The sequence below is a fragment of the Pseudonocardia sp. CA-142604 genome, from assembly GCF_050948475.1.
GTDB lineage: Bacteria > Actinomycetota > Actinomycetes > Mycobacteriales > Pseudonocardiaceae > Pseudonocardia > Pseudonocardia alaniniphila.
The window spans coordinates 8,532,604-8,555,617 of sequence record NZ_CP192045.1 but is presented as its reverse complement, the minus strand read 5'-3'; the positions used below and the strand labels follow the sequence as shown (position 1 = coordinate 8,555,617).

At 71.3% G+C, this 23,014-nt stretch carries 19 protein-coding genes; 10 read left to right on the top strand and 9 right to left on the bottom strand.

The features are described 5' to 3' along the window. Nucleotides 1-5: 5 nt before the first annotated feature. Nucleotides 6-1,130, bottom strand: a complete 1,125-nt coding sequence (locus tag ACQPZQ_RS38735; RefSeq protein WP_433289386.1) for an anion permease — start codon at nucleotides 1,128-1,130, stop codon at nucleotides 6-8. Nucleotides 1,131-1,841: 711 nt separating this feature from the next. On the opposite strand from ACQPZQ_RS38735, the gene ACQPZQ_RS38730 reads away from it, so the two are divergent. Further along, the gene (locus tag ACQPZQ_RS38730; RefSeq protein WP_433289384.1) at nucleotides 1,842-3,227 is read left to right on the top strand and encodes an MFS transporter; all 1,386 of its coding nucleotides are present in this window, start codon (nucleotides 1,842-1,844) and stop codon (nucleotides 3,225-3,227) included. A gap of 28 nt (nucleotides 3,228-3,255) precedes the next feature. Here ACQPZQ_RS38730 and ACQPZQ_RS38725 read toward each other — a convergent pair whose 3' ends face one another. Together ACQPZQ_RS38725 and ACQPZQ_RS38720 are read right to left on the bottom strand one after the other, a co-directional pair. Continuing rightward, on the bottom strand, nucleotides 3,256-5,007 hold the full coding sequence (locus ACQPZQ_RS38725; protein WP_433289382.1) for a sulfatase-like hydrolase/transferase: 1,752 nt from the start codon (nucleotides 5,005-5,007) through the stop codon (nucleotides 3,256-3,258). A 27-nt stretch (nucleotides 5,008-5,034) separates the two neighbouring features. Next, complete coding sequence (locus ACQPZQ_RS38720; protein WP_433289380.1) at nucleotides 5,035-5,781, bottom strand: CDP-alcohol phosphatidyltransferase family protein; 747 nt, start codon at nucleotides 5,779-5,781, stop codon at nucleotides 5,035-5,037. A gap of 78 nt (nucleotides 5,782-5,859) precedes the next feature. On the opposite strand from ACQPZQ_RS38720, the gene ACQPZQ_RS38715 reads away from it, so the two are divergent. From ACQPZQ_RS38715 to ACQPZQ_RS38695, 5 genes are read left to right on the top strand one after another with little or no spacing between them, the layout of a single operon-like run. Continuing rightward, complete coding sequence (locus tag ACQPZQ_RS38715; RefSeq protein ID WP_433299573.1) at nucleotides 5,860-6,831, top strand: zinc-dependent alcohol dehydrogenase; 972 nt, start codon at nucleotides 5,860-5,862, stop codon at nucleotides 6,829-6,831. Nucleotides 6,832-6,852: 21 nt separating this feature from the next. Further along, complete coding sequence (locus tag ACQPZQ_RS38710; RefSeq protein ID WP_433289378.1) at nucleotides 6,853-7,251, top strand: 6-pyruvoyl trahydropterin synthase family protein; 399 nt, start codon at nucleotides 6,853-6,855, stop codon at nucleotides 7,249-7,251. A 20-nt stretch (nucleotides 7,252-7,271) separates the two neighbouring features. Continuing rightward, nucleotides 7,272-8,354 carry a glycosyltransferase family 4 protein gene (locus ACQPZQ_RS38705; protein ID WP_433299571.1) on the top strand — a complete coding sequence of 361 codons (1,083 nt, stop codon included), beginning with the start codon at nucleotides 7,272-7,274 and terminating at the stop codon, nucleotides 8,352-8,354. A 17-nt stretch (nucleotides 8,355-8,371) separates the two neighbouring features. Beyond that, nucleotides 8,372-9,208 carry a class I SAM-dependent methyltransferase gene (locus ACQPZQ_RS38700; RefSeq protein ID WP_433289376.1) on the top strand — a complete coding sequence of 279 codons (837 nt, stop codon included), beginning with the start codon at nucleotides 8,372-8,374 and terminating at the stop codon, nucleotides 9,206-9,208. After that, nucleotides 9,208-10,833, top strand: a complete 1,626-nt coding sequence (locus ACQPZQ_RS38695) for a histidine phosphatase family protein (protein ID WP_433289374.1) — start codon at nucleotides 9,208-9,210, stop codon at nucleotides 10,831-10,833. The genes ACQPZQ_RS38700 and ACQPZQ_RS38695 overlap by 1 nt, the downstream gene beginning before the upstream one ends. 4 nt (nucleotides 10,834-10,837) lie before the next feature. On the opposite strand, the gene ACQPZQ_RS38690 is transcribed toward ACQPZQ_RS38695, so the two are convergent. From ACQPZQ_RS38690 to ACQPZQ_RS38680, 3 genes are read right to left on the bottom strand one after another with little or no spacing between them, the layout of a single operon-like run. After that, nucleotides 10,838-11,617 carry an FkbM family methyltransferase gene (locus tag ACQPZQ_RS38690; RefSeq protein ID WP_433289372.1) on the bottom strand — a complete coding sequence of 260 codons (780 nt, stop codon included), beginning with the start codon at nucleotides 11,615-11,617 and terminating at the stop codon, nucleotides 10,838-10,840. Between the two features lie 46 nt (nucleotides 11,618-11,663). Continuing rightward, the gene (locus tag ACQPZQ_RS38685; RefSeq protein ID WP_433289370.1) at nucleotides 11,664-12,122 is read right to left on the bottom strand and encodes a DUF2231 domain-containing protein; all 459 of its coding nucleotides are present in this window, start codon (nucleotides 12,120-12,122) and stop codon (nucleotides 11,664-11,666) included. A gap of 44 nt (nucleotides 12,123-12,166) precedes the next feature. Further along, on the bottom strand, nucleotides 12,167-13,141 hold the full coding sequence (locus ACQPZQ_RS38680; RefSeq protein WP_433299569.1) for an NAD(P)-dependent alcohol dehydrogenase: 975 nt from the start codon (nucleotides 13,139-13,141) through the stop codon (nucleotides 12,167-12,169). Between the two features lie 141 nt (nucleotides 13,142-13,282). Here ACQPZQ_RS38680 and ACQPZQ_RS38675 point away from each other — a divergent pair, with 141 nt between their 5' ends. Next, nucleotides 13,283-13,939, top strand: coding sequence for a TetR/AcrR family transcriptional regulator C-terminal domain-containing protein (locus tag ACQPZQ_RS38675; RefSeq protein ID WP_433289368.1), 657 nt, complete (start codon nucleotides 13,283-13,285; stop codon nucleotides 13,937-13,939). 48 nt (nucleotides 13,940-13,987) lie between these two features. On the opposite strand, the gene ACQPZQ_RS38670 is transcribed toward ACQPZQ_RS38675, so the two are convergent. Further along, the gene (locus ACQPZQ_RS38670; protein WP_433289366.1) at nucleotides 13,988-15,475 is read right to left on the bottom strand and encodes a hypothetical protein; all 1,488 of its coding nucleotides are present in this window, start codon (nucleotides 15,473-15,475) and stop codon (nucleotides 13,988-13,990) included. A 411-nt stretch (nucleotides 15,476-15,886) separates the two neighbouring features. Between ACQPZQ_RS38670 and ACQPZQ_RS38665 the strand changes: the two genes are divergently transcribed. Next, on the top strand, nucleotides 15,887-16,114 hold the full coding sequence (locus ACQPZQ_RS38665) for a hypothetical protein (protein ID WP_433289364.1): 228 nt from the start codon (nucleotides 15,887-15,889) through the stop codon (nucleotides 16,112-16,114). Between the two features lie 49 nt (nucleotides 16,115-16,163). On the opposite strand, the gene ACQPZQ_RS38660 is transcribed toward ACQPZQ_RS38665, so the two are convergent. Together ACQPZQ_RS38660 and ACQPZQ_RS38655 are read right to left on the bottom strand one after the other, a co-directional pair. Further along, nucleotides 16,164-17,183: a hypothetical protein gene (locus tag ACQPZQ_RS38660; RefSeq protein WP_433289362.1), complete on the bottom strand. Its 1,020-nt coding sequence runs from the start codon at nucleotides 17,181-17,183 to the stop codon at nucleotides 16,164-16,166. A gap of 31 nt (nucleotides 17,184-17,214) precedes the next feature. Next, nucleotides 17,215-21,648, bottom strand: coding sequence for a CHAT domain-containing protein (locus ACQPZQ_RS38655; protein WP_433289360.1), 4,434 nt, complete (start codon nucleotides 21,646-21,648; stop codon nucleotides 17,215-17,217). A 27-nt stretch (nucleotides 21,649-21,675) separates the two neighbouring features. Here ACQPZQ_RS38655 and ACQPZQ_RS38650 point away from each other — a divergent pair, with 27 nt between their 5' ends. After that, complete coding sequence (locus ACQPZQ_RS38650; RefSeq protein ID WP_433289358.1) at nucleotides 21,676-22,014, top strand: hypothetical protein; 339 nt, start codon at nucleotides 21,676-21,678, stop codon at nucleotides 22,012-22,014. Continuing rightward, nucleotides 22,011-22,892, top strand: coding sequence for a hypothetical protein (locus ACQPZQ_RS38645; protein ID WP_433289356.1), 882 nt, complete (start codon nucleotides 22,011-22,013; stop codon nucleotides 22,890-22,892). Before ACQPZQ_RS38650 ends, ACQPZQ_RS38645 begins: the two co-directional genes overlap by 4 nt. The last annotated feature ends 122 nt before the right edge of the window (nucleotides 22,893-23,014 follow it).

The window sequence follows — 23,014 nt, the reverse complement described above, 5'->3', positions numbered from 1 at the left end:
TCCGGCTATGCGGCGGTGGCGGCGGCGGGCTGCGGTGCCGGGACGTCGTTGACGTTGTGGGCGTTGACGGGACGCAGGCGGGACGCGGCGTAGATACCGGCGGAGATGGCAATTCCGACAACGGCGACGACGATCGTGCCCAACGTGCCGCTGCCTGCCACCCATGCGGCGACGGCCCCCATGATCGCGGCCGCGGGCAGTGTCATCACCCAGGCCGTCACCATCCGCCCGGCCACGCTCCACTGCACCGATGCCAGCTTCCGGCCCGCGCCCGCACCGAAGATCGAGCCGGTGCAGACCTGCGTGGTGGAGAGCGCGAATCCCAGATGCGCCGAGGTGAGGATGACGGCTGCGCTCGAGGTCTCGGCCGTGAACCCCTGTGGGCTCTGGATCTCGCTGATCCGCTTGCCCATGGTCTGGATGATGCGCCACCCACCGAGCGCGGTGCCCACGGCGATCGCGACGGCACACGAGAAGATCACCCAGAACGGCGGGCCCGAGTTGGACGGCAACAATCCGGCGGTGATCAGGGTGAGCGTGATGACCCCCATCGTCTTCTGAGCGTCGTTGGTGCCGTGGGCGAGTGCGACCATCGAGGCCGAGACGATCTGCGAGACCCGGAATCCACGTTTGACGGTGCTCTCCTTGGCGCGGCGGGTGATCCGGTAGGCGAAATAGGTGCCGGCCAGGGCGATGACACCGGCGATGATCGGCGAGAGGACGAGGGGGAGCAGAACCTTGCTGATCACGTTCGCAAACTGAATGGCATTTGATCCGGCCGCCACCCAGGTGGCTCCGATCAGGCCGCCGAACAGGGCGTGAGACGAGCTGGACGGCAGGCCGAGCAGCCAGGTCAGCAGATTCCACAAGATGGCGCCGACCAGGCCGCCGAAGATCACGACCGGTGTGATCTGGGTGTCGTCGACGAGTCCGCTGGAGATCGTCTTGGCGACCTCCACCGACAGGAATGCGCCGATGAAGTTGAGCACGCCGGCGAGGATCACTGCGACCTTGGGGCGCAGGGCCTCTGTCGCGATCGAGGTCGCCATCGCATTAGCGGTGTCGTGGAAGCCGTTCGTGAAATCGAACATCAGTGCGGTTATCACGACTGCGATGACGATTGTCGACATGGCGCGTCCTTCGTGGATCAATACCGCGGCCGAGGTTTGGCGAACGGTACGACGAGCAGGTTAACGGGACGTGAACAAAAGGCGAACGAACGTGGCTGTGGTGCTGCTAGAGGGGACATTCCCTCGTTTGTCGAAAGGTGCTGCGTTCAACGACACCGAAAATGGATCACGGGTCGAGGTGACGAGATGATCCGCCATCGTGTTGGCAATCACTGTGGCGCCGCCCACTGCACGAGACTGCGCTGTCCCTACCCCTCTGTCGTCACGGCCTGCAGGCATCCGCTCTACCGGTTGGCAGGAACCCCCCGCTGGGTGCCAGCCCGGACCCGAGTGGTCGTGCGTCCTGACGTGTCCTGGAGTCTCGATCCTGGTCCAGGACCTCCGCGGTCGAGGGATCGTGATCGCACTGATGTACGGACGCGCGGAAGATTTCCCGCTGTGCGCCGCAGGCTCTACTGACGGGTGTTCCGCCGAAATTCCCTGATCGGTGAAGGGTTTTGCTGGGTGTGGTCTTATACTCCGTTCATCGTTCGACGGCTTTCGGTAAGAATTGCCGGAAATCGTTGAACTGGGGAGGAAGGGGGTCCTGGACGGTAACCGGACAATTGGCGGATCGGGCCATGATGCATTTGCGGTCTTAAAGTTACTCAGTACGCTGAGCAGCTGAGCACGGGGGATCACTCACACCGATCGATCGCGGAGGGGGCTGTCATGGCCGATGCAGTCGAGGGGGCCGGCCGGGCGCAGGCACCAGGACGTCGGAAACCGCTCGGCTCCGGAGAATCGGCACGTCCATCGCCTCAGGCACGGCGGGCCGCAGCCGCGAGCCTCATCGGCACGGCCATCGAGTACTACGACTTCTTCCTCTACGGGCTGGCCGCGAGCGTGGTGTTCGGCCCGCAGTACTTCCCGTCGTTCTCGCCGGTCGCAGGCACCCTGGCTGCGCTCGGCACATTTCTCGCGGGATTCCTGGTCCGTCCGATCGGCGCGCTGGTGTTCGGCCACTTCGGCGACCGGATCGGCCGCAAACGCCTGCTCGTGATCTCCCTGCTCACCGCGGGCGGCGCCACCTTCGTGATCGGATTGCTGCCCACCTACGCCACTATCGGCGTCGCCGCCCCGATCCTGCTCGTGGCGTGCCGAGTCGTACAGGGATTCGGCTTCGGTGGGGAATGGGGCGGCGCGGTTCTCATGGCCGTCGAGAACGCTCCGTCCCGGCGCCGCATCGTCTACGGCTCGCTCCCACAGATGGGAAACCCCGCCGGACTCATCCTGGCCACCGCCATCCTGCTCGCCTTCACCACGCTGCTGCCCACCGACCAGTTCCAGGCCTGGGGCTGGCGCATCCCGTTCCTGCTCTCGGCCGCCCTGATCGTCACCGGGCTGATCATCCGCGTCCGGCTGCGGGAGAGTCCCGCATTCACCCACGCCCGCGAAACCCGCACCCTCGCCCGGTTTCCGCTCGGTGAACTCCTGCGTGCCCACCCCCGCGAACTCGTGCTCGGCACGTTGGTCGTCACCGCCTCACCGTCGGTGGGGCTGTTGCTCTACGTCTATCTCATCCCCTACGGCCAACAGGTCCTGCGCCTGCCGGTCACCACCATGCTCATCCTCGCCGGCATCTCCGGAATCGGGCTGATCCTCGGCATCCGCATGTCCGCCGTCGCTGCCGAACACCTCGGAGTCCGCCGCCTGAGCGTCTGCGGTCTGCTGGCCATGGCGGCCTGGGCGATCCCGTTCTTCCTGCTCTTCGACACCGGCTCGCTGCCCGCCGCAGTGATCGCCTTCGCCCTGTTCGGCCTCGCCGTCGGCGTGGCCAACGGGCCCCAGGCCACGTTGCTCGCCGAGCTCTACCCGATTCAGGTCCGCTACAGCGGCGCATCCCTGGCCCTGCAACTGGCCGGCGTGCTCGGCGGCGTCATCGCCCCCCTCGCTTCCACGGCTCTGCTCGCCGCCACCGGCAACGGCCTCTACATCGGGATCTGGGTCATCGGCATCTCGCTGATCAGCCTTGTCTCGCTGGTCTACCTCCACACCGGAGCCGGTGTCGACGCGAGCGAGAGTGAGCAGGGCGCCGCACTGACCGGTGCCCCGTAGCAGCGGCGGCCAGTGCGGCGGGGCTCCGTCAGTGAATGCGCGCTTCCTGCGGTCCGAAGGCGGTGAGGAACCGGTCGCGGAAGGAGTCCATGCGCCAGACCGGAGCCTGTGGGCCTGGCTTCAGGCCGTCCTGCCAGCCCCATCCGGAGATCCGGTCCATCACGGTCTTGTCCCGGGCGACGATCGTGATCGGGACGTCGTGGCTCGCACCCTCCCCGGTGACGAGCGAGAGGGGCTGATGGTCGCCGAGGAAGACGAGCACCGTGTTGTCGTCCCCGTACTTCTCCAGGTAGGAGACGAGGGTGTTGATCGAGTACTCGATCGACTGCCGGTACGCGGCGCGCACGGCGTCGGTGCCCTTCGCCCACACGGCGTCGCGTGGTCCGGCGCCCGCGGCCAGCGCCGTGTAGACCGAGCCGTCGCCTACCTTGTCCCAGTCGATCACCGGCGGGATGAACGGCCAGGGTGCGTGGCTGGAGACGGTGGCGATCTCCGCCATCACCGGCGGGTGGCCCGGCTTCGCGAGCTCCGAGCGTTGCAGTGCCGCGAGGGTGTACTGGTCGGGCACGGTGGCCCAGCCGAGGTCGGGGCCGTGGTAGGCGAGCTTCGGGAAGTCGTACACCTCTTCGTGGCCGTAGAACTTCCCCTCCGGCCAGTCACCGGTGGTGCCCGGCATGACGGCGACGGTGCGCCAGTTCGCGCGCTGGAAGGCACTGGTGAGGGTCAGGCGGTCGCTCGAGATGAGGGTGTCGTAGCGCTGCTGGTTGTCCACCCACAGGCCGGACAGGAACGTGGCGTGGGCGAGCCAGCTGGATCCGCCCGACGTCGACGAGGTGAGGAAGGCGCTGCGGGCGCTGAACCCGGCCGCCGCGAGCCTGCGGGTGCCGTCGTCGAGCACGGCGTCGACCTGCGGCGCGAGAGCAGGGTCCTCCACGGCGCTGCGCCCGTAGCTCTCGACGAAGGCGAACAGCACGTTCTTGCCGCGCAGCGCCGTCAGAAGCTGGTCGGGCGGGGTGTTCCGGAAGGGGTCGGCGGCCACCTGCTCGGCGAACGCCTGCTGGTCGAGCAGGCCCGCCCGCACCTCGACGGCATGGTCGTAGGCGAGGGCCGTGGCGCTCGTGCCGGCGAGCGGTACGCCCGGGACGATCTGCGTGCCGAGCAGGGCGCAAGTGATCCACGCTGCGGCGAACACCGTGACGGTGCGGGCTGCGATGATCTTGCGCCGCGCCACGAGCCCGGACAGGCGCAGCACGGCCGTCGTCATGAGGACGAGCAGGGCGACCGCGAGAACAACGGCTGCCGCCACGGTGCCGACCGCGCCGATCTCACCGAGCGAGCCCTTGACGAAGTCGAGCCCCGCGCCGACCAGTGGCCAGTCGATCACGGGGTTGAACGGCCGGGCGAGCACCGCGTTGAACCCCATGTCGATGATCTTCAGGATGGTCAGCAGGCCGAGGGCGACGCCGGCGAGCGCTGCTATCGGCCGCCGAACCCGCGCCGGCAGGACGAGGAGAAGAGCGACACCGACGAGTGCCTCCACCGGGATGCGCACGAACGAGCCGGGTGTGAGGCCACCGAGCTGGTTCGGGACGACGAGGGCGGCGAACACGAGCACGGCGGCCAGGCCGGTGAGTGCTCCCGCCACCGCCCGGCGGCCACCGCCGCGACGCCCGGCTGCTGGTGCCGCTTCCCCCTGGCGACTGCCGGCCTCGTCCGCTCCGCCGTCGTCGCGTACAGGAGACCCTGCGGGGTCGTCATCCGATGTCAGGTCGTCGGGCAATGAACTTTCCTTCTGTACACGTGTGGGTCAGACCGATTCGCGTCGCGGCTCCGGTACCTGGGGGACGTCGGCGTGACGCCACAGCCACACCACGTCCCGCCCGAAGGACCAGACCAGCGACGCCAGCGCAGACGCCACCACCACGATGGCGAGCGGGAGCAGCAGGACCTGGCTCGCGGCCACGACGAGGGCGATTCCCTGCCACGCGGCCACGGTCTTGGCGGAGTACCTCGTGGGCAGAGCCGACCGCATCCACGGCGCCATCCAGCTCGCCGCGACGAATGCATAGCGCATGACGCCGATGGCGAGCACCCACGGCCCCATGAGCGTGGCGACGTACACGCTCAGCACGAGGACGAGGAATGCATCGACCTCCATGTCGAAGCGGGCGCCCAGCGCGGAGACCGTACCGCTGCGCCGGGCGACCTGGCCGTCGACCGCGTCGAGAGCCAGTGCGACGGCAGCCAGGACGACGAGGAGCGCCACAGGCGTGTGGCTGCTCCGGAACAACGCATCCGCGACGATCGCGGTGACGGCCCCGACGAGCACCGCCCTCGTCAGTGTGACGAGATCGGCCGGACCGAGCCTGGTGGCCTCGGCCCGGCGAACTGCGCCGGTCAGGAGCCCGCATAGCCCCACGATGTACGCGAAACCGGCGGCCAGACCGGTCGGGCCGAGGCCGACGCACGCCGACAACGTGACGAGTAGAACGACATGCGCGCCTGCCGCCACGGCCTGCTGCTGGGTGGTCTGCGGCCGGGCTACGGTCGTCATCGAGCCTGTGTACACACCTCTCAGCACGGATCCCACGCGGTGGGGGTTCATCACCAATTGGAGGGATGCGTGGATCGCATAGCGCGCGCCTTTTGGCTTCGCGCCCCGGGCGAGGGTGAGATTCGCTCGATCGAGGTGCCCCCGCCCGGACCCGACGACGTGGAGGTCCGCACGTTGTACTCGGGGGTGAGTCGCGGCACCGAGACACTCGTGTTCCGCGGTGGTGTGCCGGAGAGCCAGTTCGCGGCGATGCGGGCCCCCTTCCAGGACGGTGAGTTCCCCGCGCCGGTCAAGTACGGCTATCTGAACGTGGGGATGGTCGAGCACGGGCCACCTGCACTGCTGGGTCGCACGGTGTTCTGTCTCTATCCCCATCAGACCCGATATGTGGTGCCCGCCGCCTCCGTGACCGCTGTACCCGACGACGTTCCACCCAAACGGGCAGTGCTCGCCGGCACGCTCGAGACCGCGGTGAACGCGCTGTGGGATGCGGCTCCTCTCGTCGGCGACCGGATCGCCGTCGTCGGGGCCGGGATGGTCGGCTGCAGCGTGGCCACGCTGCTCGGGCGCTTCCCGGGCGTCAGGGTCGAACTGGTCGACGTCGACCCCGCGCGTGCCGCCGTCGCCGAGGCACTCGGGGTCGGGTTCGCCACACCGGAGAAGGCTGCGGGGGACTGCGACCTGGTGGTGCACGCCAGCGCCACGGAGGCCGGGCTCACGCGGTCACTCGAACTGCTCGCCGACGAGGGCGAGGTCATCGAGATGAGCTGGTACGGCGACCGGCCGGTGCGCGTGCCGCTCGGTGAGTTCTTCCACCCACGCCGGCTGGTGATACGCAGCAGCCAGGTGGGGGCGGTCGCGCCCGCACGGCGTGCGCGCCGCAGCTTCGGAGACCGGCTCGAGCTGGCACTGCGCCTGCTCGCGGACCCGGTGTTCGACACGCTCGTCACGGACGAGAGGCCCTTCGAGGATCTGCCCCGGCTGATGTCCGGTCTTGCCGGCGGTGAACTCCCCGGGCTCTGCGTCCGTGTCGTCTATGAGCACGACTAGGCATTTCTGGGAGGTTCGGTCTTGTTCGGCATCACCGTTCGCGATCACGTCATGATCGCTCACAGCTTCCAGGGCGAGGTCTTCGGCCCTGCACAGCGCCTGCACGGCGCGACGTACGTGGTGGACGCAACCTTCCGCCGGCGCGATCTCGACGACGACAACATCGTCGTCGACATCGGGCTGGCCACCAACGAGCTCGGCGCGGTCCTGGCCGACCTGAACTACCGCAACCTCGACGACGAGCCCGCGTTCGCCGGCGTCAACACGTCCACGGAGTTCCTCGCCAAGGTCATCGCCGATCGGCTGGCCGAGCGGGTGCACGACGGCGCTCTGGGGGAGGGTGCCCGCGGCCTCGCCGGGATCAGCGTGGTGCTGCACGAGTCGCACGTCGCCTGGGCGAGCTACGAGCGATCGCTGTGACGACCGGGGGCCGCACGGCCCTGCGCCCCGTGCACGTCGTCGTTCCGAGTGACATCGACGACGTCGCCGTGCCGAGCGGTGGCAACGCCTACGACCGCCGCGTCTGCGGCGGCCTGCCGGCCGCGGGCTGGCAGGTGCAGGAGGTTGCCGTCGCCGGCGGGTGGCCCCGGCCCGACGATGCTGCGCGGGCGGCGCTGGCCCGCACTCTCTCCGCGGTGCCCGACGGCGCAGTCGTGCTCATCGACGGGCTCGTGGCCTGCGGCGTCCCGGACGTCGTCGTCCCGCAGGCCCGGCGGCTGGCGCTCGTCGTCCTGGTGCACCTGCCTCTCGGCGACGAGGTCGGGGCGGAACCCGCGTCGGCGGCGGAACTGGCTGCCCTCGAGCGGGAGACCCTGCACGCCGCGAGCGCCGTTGTCGCCACCAGCCCGTGGGCGGCCCGCCGGATCGTCGCGCAGCACGAGCTCCCCGCGGATCGGGTGCACGTGGCCGCCCCGGGCACGGATCCCGCGCCGCTCGCCCCGGGCACGGACAGCGCGAGCCGCCTGCTCTGCGTCGGGTCGGTCACGCCGACCAAGGGCCAGGACGTGCTCGTCGACGCCCTCGCCTCCGTCGCCGACCTGTCGTGGAGCTGCGACCTGGCCGGGCCGCTGCGCCGCGACCCGGCGTTCGTCGCTGCACTCCGCGGCGCCATCGACGGTCACGGGCTCGGTGAGCGGGTCCGGCTCACCGGCCCGCGCACCGGCACGGAGATCGCCACCGACTACGCCCGCGCCGACCTCCTGGTGCTGCCGTCCCGCGTCGAGTCCTACGGGATGGTCGTGACCGAGGCGCTCGCCCGGGGGATTCCCGTGCTCGCGGCGTCCACCGGAGGAGTGCCCGAGACCCTCGGCTGCGCCCCGGACGCATCAGTGCCGGGAATCCTGGTTACCCCCGACGACGTCCCGGCGCTCGCCGGTGCGCTGCGGCGATGGTTCGGCGAGCCGGCGCTGCGGGATGCATTACGCCGCTCCGCTCGTGAACGGCGAAGCACGCTCGACGGATGGGAGGTGACGTCACGATGTCTGGCCGTAGTGCTGGAGCAGCTGAGTGGGACGCGCGGCTGAGCGTTCCCGGATCACCCGTGTGCGCCCCCGACTGGCTGACGTTGCGCGAAGGCGCCGACGCCGACGCCCGTTCGTCCGAGCTGGTCGAGCGGCTCCGCTCCCACTTGGAGACCACCGTCGCGGCGGGTGGCGAGGCGATCATCACCGACCTCGGGTGTGGCACCGGCTCGATGGGCCGTTGGCTCGCTGGGCGCCTACCCGGTCCGCAGCTGTGGGTCCTGCGCGACCGCGACCCCGTGCTGCTCGCCCGCGCAGCCGCGGACATGCCGAGCGGGGCCGCAGACGGCGCTCCGGTCAGGGTGCGGACGCAGCAGGGCGACTTCACCGGCCTGCGGGCCGCGGAGCTCGCGGGGACGTCGCTCGTCACCACGTCCGCCGTGCTGGACCTGCTCACGTCCGAGGAGATGGACGCGCTCGCCGCCACGTGTGTCGAGGCCGGATGCCCCGCGCTGCTGACGCTCACTGTCATGGGGCGGGTCGAGTTCGTTCCGTCCGATCCGCTCGACGCCGAGTTCGCGGCTGCCTTCGACGCCCACCAACGGCGCTCGGAGGGCGGTAGGCGCCTGCTGGGGCCGGACGCGGGTCAGGCCGCCGTCGATGCCTTCGAGAAGCGGGGCGCCACCGTTGCGAGCCGGCTCAGCCCGTGGCGTCTGGGTGCCGGCCGAGCCGGTGGCGCCGAGCTGCTGGAGGAGTGGCTGCGGGGGTGGATCAGCGCTGCCTGCGAGCAGGAGCAGGGCCTCGTGCAGCACGCTGCGGCCTACCTGCGTCGCAGGCTCGACTCCTGCGCATCCGGTGAGCTGAGCGTCGAGGTCGGCCACGTCGACGTGCTCGCGATCCCGTCAGGCAGGTCGTGATGCACAAGCTCTGGCGATATCTGCGGGTGCTCGTCGGCGTCGGCATCCTGGCCGCTCTCGTCGTGCGCCTCGGCACCGCCTCCGTCCTCGACGGGCTGCGGTCGATCGGGCCCGGTGCGGTGCTCGCCGCGCTCGGGATCGGCCTGCTGACCACGGTGTTCAGCGCGTGGCGCTGGTGTCTGGTGGTGCGTGGTCTCGGCATGCGGCTGCCCTTGGCCACGGCGGTCGCGGACTGCTATCGGGCCGTGTTCCTCAACTCGGTGCTCCCCGCGGGTGTGCTCGGTGACGTCCACCGCGCGGTGAGCCACGGCCGCCAGTCGGGCGACGTCGGGCGTGGTGTCCGTGCGGTGGTGCTGGAACGGTCGGCCGGTCAGGTGGTTCTGCTCGTCGTCGGCGCCGGTGTGCTGCTCGCCCAGCCGACCCTGCTCGCGGCCGTGGTCGAACGCATGGCCCCTGGGTTCGGGCTCGTCGCGGGGCTGCTCGCTGCCCTCGCCGTCGTCGTCGTGCTCGGGATCTGCGCGGCGCGTGTGCCGCGAATCCGCGCAGCACTGCGCACAGCCCGCGCGGACACCCGCGCCGGACTGCTCTCCCGGGGCACCTTGCCCGGGGTGCTCCTGCTCTCGGCGGCGGCGCTGGTCGGCTACCTCGTGCTCTTCGTGGTCGCGGCCCGGGTTGCGGGATCCGAGGCCACGATCGGCCAGCTGCTTCCCCTGCTGATGGTGGCGCTGCTCGCCATGGCCCTGCCGCTCAACATCGGCGGCTGGGGGCCGCGGGAGGCCGTCAGCGCGGTCGCCTTCGGGGCAGTGGGGTTCACCGCCGCGCAAGGGCTCACCGTCGCGGTCGTGTACGGGGTGCTCAGCCTGATCGCGTGCCTTCCGGGCGTCGGAGTGCTGCTGCTGCGCGACCCGATCAGCAGGCGGCTCCGCCGGCGTGCGGAGGTGACTCCTGCCGCACCCGCAGGTGACACCTGTGCCGAAAAGGACGCCCAGCCGACTAATGTGGCGGGCGTGCTGATCCTTGTCCGGCACGGACAGACGGAGGCCAACGCTCGTGGGCTGCTCCTCGGCCGGGCCGATCCGCCGCTGAACGAATCCGGGTATCGCCAGGCGCAGGCACTGGCCGAGGCACTTCCCCGGGCCAGTCGCATCGTCTCCAGCCCGCTCCGGCGTGCGCGTGACACCGCCGCCGTGCTCGCAGGCACCGCGCCCGGCGCCACGGACGCCGGGGACGTGGAGGTCGACGCGCGGTGGATCGAGATGGACTACGGCGACCTGGACGGCCGGCCCGCCACTGCGCTCGACGAGCGGTCGTGGTGGACGTGGCGGCAGGACCCCGACTTCGTGCCTGCCGGTGGCGAGTCCCTCGCGGACGTCTGCACCCGGGTGCACGAGGCCTGCGCCGAACTGGCCGACGACGCCGCGAGCGGTGACGTGGTGGTGGTCAGCCACGTCTCCCCGATCAAGGCGGCCGTCACCTGGGCGCTGGGGGTGGGCGACGAGGTGGGCTGGCGGATGTTCCTCGGTGACGCCGCGATCTGCCGGATCGACACCAGCGGCCGGGTGCCGCTGCTGCTGGCCTTCAACGACCCGTGTCCCCTCGACAAGGGCGTGCGGGCCGAAAGCTGACGACTCAGCCCGCCGCTGTCCCGGCCTCGCGGGGCCGGGTCAGGCGGGCGTAGACGTCGCCGGAGCGGCCCAGCGGCCGGTAGCGCTCCAGCAGTTGCACCAGCCCGGCTGCGTCGAGCCAGCTGTCGCCTGCGAACCGCATGGTCTCGATCGGCGAGTAGTTGTACTCGTAGCCGCCTGCCGGTGCACCGAGCCGTTCGACGAGGTCCAGAGCGGTGAGGGCGGCGTCGTGCGCGGGCGGCAGGTACTCGAAGGACAGCGCGCGCAGCGGCCGCGTGAGGCCCGCCAGCACCTCCACCTCGAAGCCCTCGACATCGATCTTGCAGAAGGCCGGCTCGCCGTGCGCCGCGATGAGGTCGTCGAGGGTGGCGACGTCCACCTCGACGGAGCGGTCCCACTTCACCCAGGAGAAGCTCTGGTCGGCGGTGACCGACTCGATCCAGTCCGGTGACATCGACGAGACCGTCGGGGTGGCGGTGGAGATGCCCAGCCGTGCCCGTCCGGCCCGCGCGCCGACAGCCTCCGGCAGGATGGTGACCCTTCGGTCGCGGCCGAAGAAGAGACGCAGGACGCGCAGGCAGTCGGGCTGCGGCTCCACGGCGATCACCCGCGCTCCGAGCTTCCGCCACGCGCGCACCCGGCTCCCCACGTGGGCGCCGATGTCGAATCCGACGTCCCCCGGTCCGAGGAACTCGCTGTAGAACTGCACCATCCGTCGGTGCCTGCCCGGCACTCCGTGGTACATGGCCAGGGATCGCACGATCCCCCGAGCGCGGCGGAGCATGCGGTGACCCTACTCGGGGCCTGTTCGTCCAACGATCCAGAACCGCCTACCCCGCGACATATCCCCACACGGCGTCCGAGCCCGAGTGCCCGGCGAGAACCGTGAAGGTGATCGCGACCAGGCCCGAGACCGCGGACAGTGCCCCGACGAGCCGGATGCCCGAGCCACTCGGCCGGCGGCTGAGCGCGGCCACCACGATCGCGAGCACCGCGAACGGCCACGCCGCCACCATCGTGAACAGACCGAACTGCCCATGCTGTGCGATCACCGGCGCGAACTCCGCGGTGACGTCGATCGCTGCCTCGAGCTGGTCGCCGGCAAGCTTCGCCAACGTCGCCGCCACGGCTCCCGCCAGCGCTCCGGCTGCGACGAGCAGCCCGTACGGCCGGATCCACGCGGGTCGCACCGCGAGGCAGACGGCGCCGAGCGCGGCGAGCGGGATGAGGACCACCACGGCGTGGACGAGGAGCGGATGCGCGGGGACGCCTGCGATGGTGATGAGCACGGCAGCATGGTGGACCATCGCGGCCGATCAGGGGAGGCGACGCGTCAGATCGTGACGACGACCTTTCCGCGGGCGCGACCATCGGTCATGTACCGGATGGCTGCGGCGGTCTCGTGGAGCGGGTACGTCCTGTCCACAACTGGTGTCACCGCCCCGGACTCGATGAGCTCGGTGAGAACGATCAGGTCCTTCGCGTTCTCCGCAGCCATGAAGGTGCCGAGCTTCTGACCGACGAACGGCGACAGCAGGAGGGCTCGGAGCTGACGGTCGGTGCCTCCGAGCCACCGGCCGCCCGTCTCGGACCCGACGATCACGAGCGTCCCCCGATGGGTGAGGGCATGCCGGAGATGCGAGAGCGACCGGTGCCCTCCGGTGTCGAGGATGACGTCGTAGCGCTGCCCGTCGTCCGCGATGTCGGCTCGGGTGTAGTCGATGACGTGGTCCGCGCCGATGGACTGCACCATGTCGGTCTTCGCCGTGCTGCACACGCCGGTGACCTCCGCCCCGAAGGCCTTGGCGAGCTGCACGGCGAACGACCCGACACCTCCGGACGCGCCGATGACCAGCACCTTCTGTCCGGGCTGGGCCCGTCCGTGGTCGCGCAGACCCTGTAGGGCGGTGAGGGCCGAGACGGGGACGGCAGCCGCCTGCGCGAAGGTGAGGTTCGTCGGCTTGGGTGCGAGCAGGTCCTGCCTGGCCGAGGCGTATTCGGCGAACGTGCCGTTGCCGATGCCGAACACCTCGTCGCCCGGCCGCAGCCCGGTCACACGCTCGCCGACCGCTTCGACGCGGCCCGCGACCTCCCGCCCACGCACGCGGGTTCTCGGTGTCCGGACTCCGTATCCCGCGAAGCGCACCGGGTAGGGCAGGCCGGTCGTGAGGTGCCAGACGCCCCGGTCCACACCTGCGGCGTGCACGCGGAGCAGAACCTCGTCGTCCCCGATCTCCGGCCGGTCGATCTCCTCGAGCCGCAGGACGTCCTCGGCCTCGCCGTACGTGTCCTGAACCATCGCCCGCATCGCGCTCGCCCTGGCCGTCACGTCCCGGGGCGGCGTCGGTGAGCCGGCCGGTTCGGTTGCCATCACATACCCCCTCGGTCTCGACTTACGGCGTAAGTATTACACTTACGTCGTAAGTCTGGTCAAGACGAAAGGTGCGAAGTGGGCGAACCGTCATCCAGGGCCTCCTTGGACCGGGCCCGGGTGGTGCAGGCCGCCATCGCCTTCGCCGACGAGAACGGGCTCACGTCACTCACCATGCGAAAGCTCGGTGTGAAGCTCGGGGTCGAGGCGATGTCGCTGTACAACCACGTGGCCAACAAGGACGACCTGCTCGACGGCATGGTCGACAGCGTCTTCGGCGAGATCGAGCTGCCGTCCGGCACCGAATGGCGCACGGCCATGCGCATGCGGGCGATCTCGGCCAGAGAGGTCTTGTCGCGGCACCCGTGGGCGACCGGGTTGATGGCGTCGCGAAAGTCGCCCGGTCCGGCCACGCTGAGCCACCACGACGCGGTGATCGGCACGTTGCGCCGGGCCGGCTTCTCGATCGTGATGGCCGCCCACACGTTCTCCGCCCTGGACAGCTACATCTACGGCTTCGCCCTGCAGGAGACGAGCCTGCCGTTCGACACGGCGGAGGAGACGACGGATGTCGCGCAGCTGATCCTCGCGCGTCTCTCCGCCGAGGAGCATCCCCACCTCACGGAGATGACCGTCGAGCACGTCCTTCGGCCCGGCTACGACTACGGCGACGAGTTCGAGTTCGGGCTCGACCTTCTCCTCGACGCCCTGGACCGGGCTCGGCGCCCGACCTGACCTCCGGACTGCCGCCGGTCCGGTGCCCACCGCGACCAGGGCGAGTGGTCAGTCCCGGGCCGGTGGCTCACCTGCGCGTTCGAGCCCGGCGGGCCGCCGGTTCCGCATCGCGCGGTTGCCCTCCTGACGGGCGGACGGCCGTCGTCCGGGCCGGCCTGCGGGCTCGGAGCCCATCTCGCCCCGCTCCCGTGCGATCTCCTGCCGCAGCGCGGTAAGGATCCGCTCGACACTGCCGCCGTCGCCGAACAGCTTGTGCATGTTGTCCCGCTGACGGAACCGCAGAGGGTCGGGCGTGCCGCCGACGAACTTCTCGGCCAGCTCGCGCACCTCCTCCACGGTGTGCGCCCTGTGCACGCCCCTGACGACCTGCTTGCCGATGGCGTTGAAGGGACGGTGCCCCTCGCGCTCGAAGAAGATCACCGGCTTGTCGAAGAGCTGATACTCCACCAGCATCGACAACCCGTCGGTCACCATGACGTCGGAAGCGGCGAGGGTCGGGGCGTAGTCCGCCTCGGACAGCACCGCGGTGTTGGGCAGTGCGGTCCACTCCCGCATCCAGGCGTCGAACTCGGAGCGGCTGACGGGGGAGGCGTCCGAGTCGAAGAACGGCAGCAGCGCCGGGTGTGGCATGAACACGAACTGCGTGTCGGCGCAGTGCTTGGCCCACGCGAGCATGTCGTCGCGCATGAGGTGGAAAGCGCCGAAATCCGTCCAGCCCTGCGCGATGGTGTGGTGCGCGGACCAGACGATGCGGCCGGGCCGAGCGACGCCGCCCGCCGTGCCGTACACGGGCCAGTCCGGCGGTGCTGTCCGCAGGTGGTCGGCCTTGGGGTGGCCGACCACGCGGAACTGCGCCCCGCCGCGCGCCCCGTCGCGGACGGCCGTCTCGAGCATCATCTCGTTGGTGCAGAAGACCAGCCAGGCCGCGCGGTGGTACCCGCTGTCGACGGCGGTGTTGGATTCCCGGTGGTCCGGGACGTTGACGACGATGTTCATCGTCTCGTAGGGGACGAGGCAGGTGCGAGCGAAGCCGAGCCGCTCGGTGCCCAGCTCGTCGGGGATGTCGGCGTCCCACTGGGACTGCCGGAAGATCACGTCGGGGTCGATCGCCTTGATCAGCCGGAGGACGTCACGAGGGGCGCCGTCGGCGAAGCGGAGATGAGGCACGCCCCGAGAGGTGAGGCCGCGGTGCACGTCCTCCTCGCCCACCAGTCCGTCCGATCCGGCGAACCGGCGGGGGATGGACGCGACGATCGGCTCGAAGTCCTTGCTGGCGGCCATCGCTTCGACGAGCGCGTGGTAGGAGTCCCAGGCGCCGAAGACGTGCACGAGGAACAGCACGCGGGTGGGCCTGCGCCGGAAGGCGGTGCGGCGGGCGGCGACGTCGACGGAGTCGCGCAGCTCGACGACCCCTTCCCGGGACTCGCCGACCGCCGCGAGCACCTGCGCGAGCCGGGACTGCACATCCCCGGTGTCGTTGCGGTGGGCGTGCAGCTCGGCGTCGATGGCCCCGAGGTGCCGTTCGAGCGCATCCATCCGGGGTGGCAGGTCCTTCGCCCAGCGTAGGAGGGCGCGGGCCGTAGCGATCCTGGCCCGGAGGACTTCGCTCCGCTTCCGTACGCCCATCGTCGCCCCTGTTCGCGTTCGGCGTTCGCCGTCGTCGTGCGGGGCCGTCCTGTCCGTACGTCCGGCGAGGCGAGAGGCCATCACCGGGCATTCGGACGATGAACGGCAAGAGCCCGTCTCCTGGCCCACAGGTGACGAGCACGTGAAACCGTGTCACTACGGTACGGGGGACGTGATGCACGCATCGGACGGGACGGCCCATACGGATCGACCCGGATGCGCCACCGGGGCCCCGCATCGCCGCACTCGATCACCCGGCGGCGGTCGTCGAGCCGTCAAGCAGCCTCGTGACCTGCGGAAACCCTTCGGGCATCGCCCTGCATGCCGTCACCGGTCTCGACCGCCGTTCCGGCGCTCGACGCGTTCGACCGGCTTGCCCTCCTGCGCGGGCTGAAGATCGTCTTGAGCGCGCGCACGGGCAGTGGCCCCGCGAGCCAGGCGCGTGATGTCGGATGCGTGTTCGGTCAGGAGAGCGTGCGGCACCGGAGTGGGCGGCTCTGCGCAGCGACCGACTACGACCTGCTCACCAGCACCGTCGTCGGGCGTTGACCATCCACCCGAAGGTGTGGTCGGCCTTGCGGTCCGGCGGCCGGGCGAGTCAGGCGCGCGGGCGCCAGCGCCACCGCCCGCCCTCGTCGTGGGCCTCCCAGGCGACCGGTTCCCCGGCCGGGGCGAGGAGGTCGGTGAGCCAGAACGTGGCGTCGGGGTCCCAACCGGCGACGACCGTCGCGCCGCCCTCGACCTCCAGGGCCCGCCCGGGCGTGACGAGGTAGGCCGCGACGCTCAGGTGAACCGCATCGTGGTCGGCGGCGACGGCCTGCCAATCGGGAACGAACCACCGGACCGCCCGTCCGGTGGTGTGCCACCAGTCGTGGCGGCGCGACCGGGACACCTCCAGCGGATACCGGTTGACCAGGTCCACCCAGGCCTGCGGCCCGGACACCTCGTACACCCGTGGGGTGCGGACGGGCCGCAGCGGCCGTACGAGAGCCTGCGACCACCCCATCTCGTCCTCGACCAGCATCAGCTGCGTGGCGCCGAGGTCGGGCAGGGCGCGTGAGGTCGCAACGACACGCCCTTCCGCCGGTGTGGACCACCACGGCCCGCTGGCGGACGCCGCCGGGTCGGCGGGCCACTCCTGCGCTCTGCGCTCGGCCTCCATCGTCTCCCGCCGCCATTCCCGAAGACCCTCGGCTGCGCCGGTGATCCGCGGCGGGTTCGTCGCGTACTGGCCCGTCCACTGGACGTGCGCCTGAGCGTTCTCGGCGAGAGGCGATGCCCACCACCGCCACGTCGGCGACTCGACCACCGCCTGGGCCACCGGACGCAGTGCGGCGACGACGACCGGGTCGGCGAGCAGGACGTCCGCCTCGTCGGGTGGCTGCCAGTACCGGGCGTGAGCCACCGCGTCGGCGAGGCACGTGAGCAGGGTGTGCTCGTCGAGGTCCGTCACCGCCGTGTCCGCCACGGCGTCGACCAGCCGCCGCCGGGCCTCGTCGGAGGGGAACCAGGCGGCCTCGTGGTACAGCCGCCGCAGGCCGTCGTGGTTCGCGCACGCCACCTCGGCGCAGAACCGGCGACCGCGCGGCCCCGACAGCACGGCTTCCACGTCGTCCACCCGGCGAGGGTAGTGATGCCGCCGCGGCGTCTCAGGGACCGGCATGGATGTGGGCTGCCCACACCGACGGCGCCAGGGGCTGGGCCGCTCGCAGCTCGCGCACCACGGCGTGCAGTGCCTCTGCCGGGGATTCGCCTCGGTGGTGCCGGTCGTAGAAGCCGTGCGTGAGCCGGGCGGCCGTGGCGTCGAGCACGGGCCAGAGCGTGCCGACGACGTGGCGGTAGCCGGCCAGCTGGAACGCGGAGGCGATGTGGATGGCCTCGTCGGCCAGCTGCGCGCTCCCGCGTGCGGTGGAGCATGCCGACAGGAAGGCCAGCTCGGCGTCCTGCAGCCGGAGCTTGCTGATGTCACGTACGGCGAGGGAGCGGTCGTACAGCAACAGCCGGCTGTCGGACGGGCTGAGCGGATCGCTGACCGCGTGGCAGGCGAAATGGGCCCATCCGCAGTCGGCCAGGGCGGAGAGCACCGCGTCGTACCGGGCTTCGGCGTCCACGAGGTGGACGGCTCGCCCCGGCTCGCGCACCAGGGAACCGGCCTCGGAGACGGTGGCGGGTAACGACTGCTGGTCCGGGGTCTCGGCCAGGGCGACCGCGAGAAGCGCGGGATCGGTCGCCGCGGGCCGGGAGCGGGCGTGCAGCAGCGCCCGCAGGGTCGGCGTGTAGGACGACACCACCCGGTCCAGCACGGCGCGCCCGTGGCCGTCGTGGTGGCCTGCCGCATGCAGCGGCAGGAAGTTCAGCATCCCCGTCGGGGACCACCAGACACGTGGCCACGGCGCACCCGCCCGAGGGCTGCCGGTGCACCCGAGCGCGTCGAGCACCGGTCCCGCGATGACGTCCCACAGCCACGCGAGCGTCTCGCGCACGACCGCCTGTCCCTCCATCCGCTGGACGAGGTCACCGGTCTCCACCAGTTCCAACGCCTGCAGGAAGGCGCCCGCCCTGTCTGCGACGTCCGATGCGCTGAGCGAAGGCAGTGCAACCACCCGCACCCCGCCGGGCGTCGCCACGAGGGCGTCGCACCGGAACTCGCTGACGTTCACCGTGATCACTGGGCCGAGCCGCGCGGCCGGAAGAAGGCCGCCGATCGAGGGTGGCGCGCCGAACAGCTCGAAGCCCGGGACAGCGCGGACCCGGCGCAGCGTGGCGTCCCACCGCCCGGACAACGCGTGCCGGGTGTCGAGCACGGCGGCCGGGTCCTCCTCGGCCGACAGCGGCTGGCCCACCGCATCCAGCTCCTGGATGAGCTGCTGTACCTCGACTGCCAGCTCGGGCGCGGTGGCGTGCAGGTCCGTGAGCTCCGTGCGGGACTCGAGGGCGTAGGTCAACAGCACGCCACGTCCCTGCTCGAGAGCGGTCATCGCGCCCGCGGCGTCGCCCGCCTGCACCGCACACGCCGCCGCGTCGACGTGCACGCCGTCGATCCCGGCGAGCTGGTGCTCGGCGTCGGCGCGCGTCAGGTTCCGGGGCGCCACGCGGGGGAGAAGACGGACGCCCTCGGTGAACGCCGCGGCGGCATCGTCCCAGTGCGACAGCGCGGCGGCGATCCGACCCCAGACGCGGCAGGCGCGGAGCCGGTTCGATGGCGAGCTCGTGGGCAGACGGGCAGCGATCTCCGCGACCCGGCTCGCCTCCCGCAGCCGTGACCTGCTCGGTCTGCCGACCGCCGCCAGCGCGATGGCCAGGTTGAGCAGCCGGGGACCGCGTCCAGGATGGTCGTCGGGAGTGGCGGCGACGGCCTCACGCGCGGCCCGAACCGCGTCTCGTCCCGCACGCCGGCTCCCGGAGACCTCGACGAGCTTGAAGAGCGATGCGGCGAGATTGCTCAGCCGCATGCCCCGGTGCGAGTGGCCGGGTGGTGCGAGCTCGACGGCCCTGCGCTCCAGGGCGATGGCCTCGTCGAGGGCCGATCGCTCGCCGGTGCGCTCGAACTCGCGGGCGAACGCCATGGCGAGGTTCGCCAGCCGGATCCCGAGCGCGGGGTGGTCGGGCGCCGTGGCCGCGACGACCGTGCGACCGGTCTCGATCGCCTCGTCGAGGCTCCCCACTTCGCGGGTTCGGTTGTAGTGCTCCACGAGCTGCACGAGGAGGTTGCCGCGCAGCCCGAGCACGGCCTGGTGATCGGCCGGAAGCGCGAGCAGCGCCTCCCGGCCCGCCGCGATCGCCGCCTCCAACGTGTCGAGGTCGGCGGAATGGGAGTACCGGGCCCGCAACGCGGCGGCCAGATTCATGAGGCGCATGCCCCGGGAGACCGGAGCGTCGGCCACGCGCACGGCGGCGCGCAGGGTGGCGATCGACTCGTCCAGCTCGGAGGTGCCGCCGAACCGGTTGTGGTGCATGCGCAGGACCTCGCCCAGCGCGCCGACCATGCGCGCGTGTTCGTCCGGGTAGTCCGCGAGCGCCCGTCGGGCGAGGGGCAGCGCTTCGTCGAACTGCTCGTCGAGACCGAGCAGCTGGGCCAGGTGGGCCAATCGCTCGCCCTGTCCGTCGGGCGTGCTGTGCCCGGCGGCGACTGCCCGGCGGGCGGCGTCGATCGCGTCGGACAGGCCGATTCCGGTGCGTTCGTAGCGCAGCCGCCGGGCGGCCGCAAGGTTGTTCCAGCTCGACGGTATGGCCTCCGGAGGCTCCCCGGCGTCGATCACGGCGCGGGCCGCTGCCTCCGCGCGCTCCGCAGTACCGGGCTCTGCGTCGGCCGCCGCCAGGTGCAGCATGGAGAGGCTGTACAGGTAGCGGGTGTGTGCGCGGGCCGAAGGGGCGAGCTCGGCATCCTGCAGCGCGTTCTGCAGGATCTTCGCCGCCTCCGCCAGCGGCTTTCGCTCGCCGGTGATCGAGGATCGCGTCCCGAGAAGGGACGCCAGGTCGACGGAGCGGTCATGGCGGTCGGGAGAGGGCTCGGTCACCGCGAGCAGACGCCGATGGACGTCGATGGCCTCGTCGACGATGCCGAGTTCGGGTCGCCAGTCGCACCACTGCCGGAGCATCCGGGCCAGATCGGCCAGCCACATGGGCAGCAGCGCTCGGTTGACCGGTTCGGCCGCGATCGACCCGCGCAACGCGGTCATCGCGCGGTCGAGCATCTCCCGGTTCTCGGCCCGGTCCAAGGGGTGCTCGGTGTCGTCGGGTCCGGGCTCGTCGGCGACCGGGGGCTCGAACAGAGCCATGCCGTCCAGGATTCGAGATCTCTCCGCCGCAGACGGAGCCGCCGCTGCCAGCTCTCCGGTCGCTTCGACGAGCCGGGCGCGGACTCCGTCGTCGCTGCCTCTCGCCCACTGACGGAGGAGGGCGGCGGCGCGCATCGCGAGACACATGTAGTGGTCGGGATCATCCGGGCCCGACGCGGCGGCCGTCTCCTCCGCCACGGCGGAGGCGAGGTCGAAATCCTCGTCGTCGAGCGGGGCGACGGCGTCGAGCAGCAGTGTGTTGCGCAGCGTCGACAGCGCGGTCTGGCGCGCGTGCTCGGCCGGGGGCAGCCCGCGGATGGCGTCGCAGAGGAGCCGGACGGCCTCGCTGGTCGCCGCGGGGTCGCCACCGAGGGCGAGCGCCAGCCCCAGGTGGGCCGTCCGCACCAGGTGGCGGGGATCGTCAGGCGTGCTGGCGAGAAGCGCCTCGCGGGCCGTTGCCACCACCTCGGCGGCGAAGCCGGCATCCGCGCCGCGATCGGACTGCAGGAGCCCGGCTCCCACGACAAGGAGGCCGACGGCGACGTCCATCACCTCGTCCCGGTCCGCGGGTTCGGCGTCACGGAGAGCCGGCTGGAGCACGTCCACCGCCTCGAGCAGGGGAGCCGGGTCCTCGCTCCGCTCCGCCGTCAGCACCAGGCCCCGCGCCAGCAGGACTAGCTGCGGCACGAGGTCCGGGCCGGTCGCGGGGAAGAGGCGGCACGCCTCTCGCGAGGCCTCGACCGCGCGCTCCAGATCGCCGCTGTCGCCTCCGGCCTCGTGGCGGCGGTAGAGGACCTCGCCCAGCAGCGACAGGTAGGCAAACCGCTGCGGGTCGTCGCCGGAGCTCGCCATGACTGCGGCGTCCAGGATCTGCACCGCCGGGTCGTAGAACACGGGCCGGTTGAGCTCGGCCGCGAGCGAGGCGAGCGCGAAACCGCAGTCGAAACAGCGCCCGGCCTCGCCCGTCTCCGGGCTCCGGTGGATGTCGATCTGTTCGGTCAGCTGGGCGGGAAGTAGCGACCGGTCCACGAAGTACAGCGGCGTCAGCAACAGCTCGGCGATCTCGCCTGACCGGCGGCCCGGCTCGCCCATCGCCGACCAGCGGTTCCAGTGCACCATTCCGGCGAGGTACTGCAGGTGCATGTCGGGACCACCCGGGGTCCCGATGAGGTCCAGCAGCCGGTCGGCATCCGCGAGCGCCTCGGGGTCGGTCACAGCCGTGGCGTCACCGGCCGCCGAGGCGTTGACCCGGGCGGTCGCGCGCCGCATGACGTCGTCGCGAGCGACCGCGTCCTCGTGATCCACAGCGCCGATGCTGCCAGGATGATCCGGATGAATGCGGACGATCACCTCGCGGCCTTCTGCAGGACGCTGCCTCAGCTACGGGCAGCGGCCGGTCGGCAGGGTCTCTCCGACGAGCTCGCCGCCGTCCTCGCCGACGTGCGGACGGGTTCGCCCATCGCGGATCTGCTGCCACGCCTCGGGATCCCGGCCGACGCCCTGCGCGGGGGCTACCAGTCGGTGCCCGGGCTCCGCGGGCGGCCGACCGGCGAGGTCTACGCCTGCCCATGGGACGCGTGCGACCGGGCTGTGCGGCGGCAACCGGGAGGACCCGTCCCGGACGAACGGTGCTGGGTGCTCGACGAACCCCTGCGCCCGGGTCGCGCATGACGTCCTTCTTCGGGGAGCTGGGCAAAAAGCTCGCCGAGAAGTGGATCTCGCTGCTGCTGTTGCCCAGCCTCCTGCTGGCCGCGGTCGCCGGCGTTGCCGCTGCGCTGGGCCAGTCGTCGGCGCTGGACGCCCGCCTGCTCGCCACCACTGTGGACACCTGGTTGCGGGCTCTCGGCGCGCTCCCCGTGGCGTCCCAGGTTCTCCTCCTGGGCGTGCTGCTTCTCGTGTGCAGCGGAATCGGGCTGACCGTCCGTGCGCTCTCGGGCCTGACCCAACGGCTGTGGCTGGGCGCGTGGGGACGCCCGGCGCGGCTCGTGAGCGATCGGCTCGTGGAACGGCGCCGGAGGCGATGGGACTCCGCTGACGCCGCCGCGTGGACAGCGGATCAGGAGGCCGCCGTCGAGCAGTTCCACAGCAGCGCGGCCCGTCGCAACGCGATCTCCTTGTCCCGGCCCTCCCGCCCCACGTGGATGGGCGACCAGCTCGCCGCTGTCGAGGCCCGTGTGCATCACCAGTACGGCGCCGACCTCGAATCGTGGTGGCCGCGGCTCTGGCTCGTCGTCGACGACTCGACGAGGAGCGAGCTGAGGGCGGCGCGGTCGGTGTTCGACGCCGCCGCTCTGCACGCCAGCTGGGCCGTGGGCTACCTCGTCGTCGCCGCCTTCTGGTGGCCGTCGGCCGTGATCGCGGTCGGCGTGTGGACCACGGGCTGGTTCCGCGGCCGCGCTGCCGTGCAGACCTACGCCACGCTGATCGAATCCGCCGTCGACGTGAACAAGAGTGCCCTCGCCCGTCGCCTCGAGCTGCTGGCGGACGAGGAGAGCTTCGGCAGCCCAGTGGGGCACCGGGTCACCGACGTCTTCCGGAAGGCGACCTGACCCACCGTGCCGCCCGGCCGTCGTGGTGCTGCGCGGTGTTCATTTGACGGACCGTGATCTTTCCGCAAGGGTCCTGCCGCACCCTGCGTCCGCTGGGCGATGGTCCGATGCCTGGAGGTCCG

Bases quoted from the DNA above. Each gene is read 5' to 3' on its own strand.
- ACQPZQ_RS38690 (WP_433289372.1), bottom strand. From the start codon at position 11,617: ATGCTCCGCCGCGCTCGGGGGATCGTGCGATCCCTGGCCATGTACCAC.
- ACQPZQ_RS38695 (WP_433289374.1), top strand. From the start codon at position 9,208: ATGCACAAGCTCTGGCGATATCTGCGGGTGCTCGTCGGCGTCGGCATC.
- ACQPZQ_RS38665 (WP_433289364.1), top strand. From the start codon at position 15,887: ATGCCGTCACCGGTCTCGACCGCCGTTCCGGCGCTCGACGCGTTCGAC.
- ACQPZQ_RS38720 (WP_433289380.1), bottom strand. From the start codon at position 5,781: ATGACGACCGTAGCCCGGCCGCAGACCACCCAGCAGCAGGCCGTGGCG.
- ACQPZQ_RS38650 (WP_433289358.1), top strand. From the start codon at position 21,676: ATGAATGCGGACGATCACCTCGCGGCCTTCTGCAGGACGCTGCCTCAG.
- ACQPZQ_RS38645 (WP_433289356.1), top strand. From the start codon at position 22,011: ATGACGTCCTTCTTCGGGGAGCTGGGCAAAAAGCTCGCCGAGAAGTGG.
- ACQPZQ_RS38680 (WP_433299569.1), bottom strand. From the start codon at position 13,141: ATGCGGGCGATGGTTCAGGACACGTACGGCGAGGCCGAGGACGTCCTG.
- ACQPZQ_RS38670 (WP_433289366.1), bottom strand. From the start codon at position 15,475: ATGGATGCGCTCGAACGGCACCTCGGGGCCATCGACGCCGAGCTGCAC.
- ACQPZQ_RS38735 (WP_433289386.1), bottom strand. From the start codon at position 1,130: ATGTCGACAATCGTCATCGCAGTCGTGATAACCGCACTGATGTTCGAT.
- ACQPZQ_RS38730 (WP_433289384.1), top strand. From the start codon at position 1,842: ATGGCCGATGCAGTCGAGGGGGCCGGCCGGGCGCAGGCACCAGGACGT.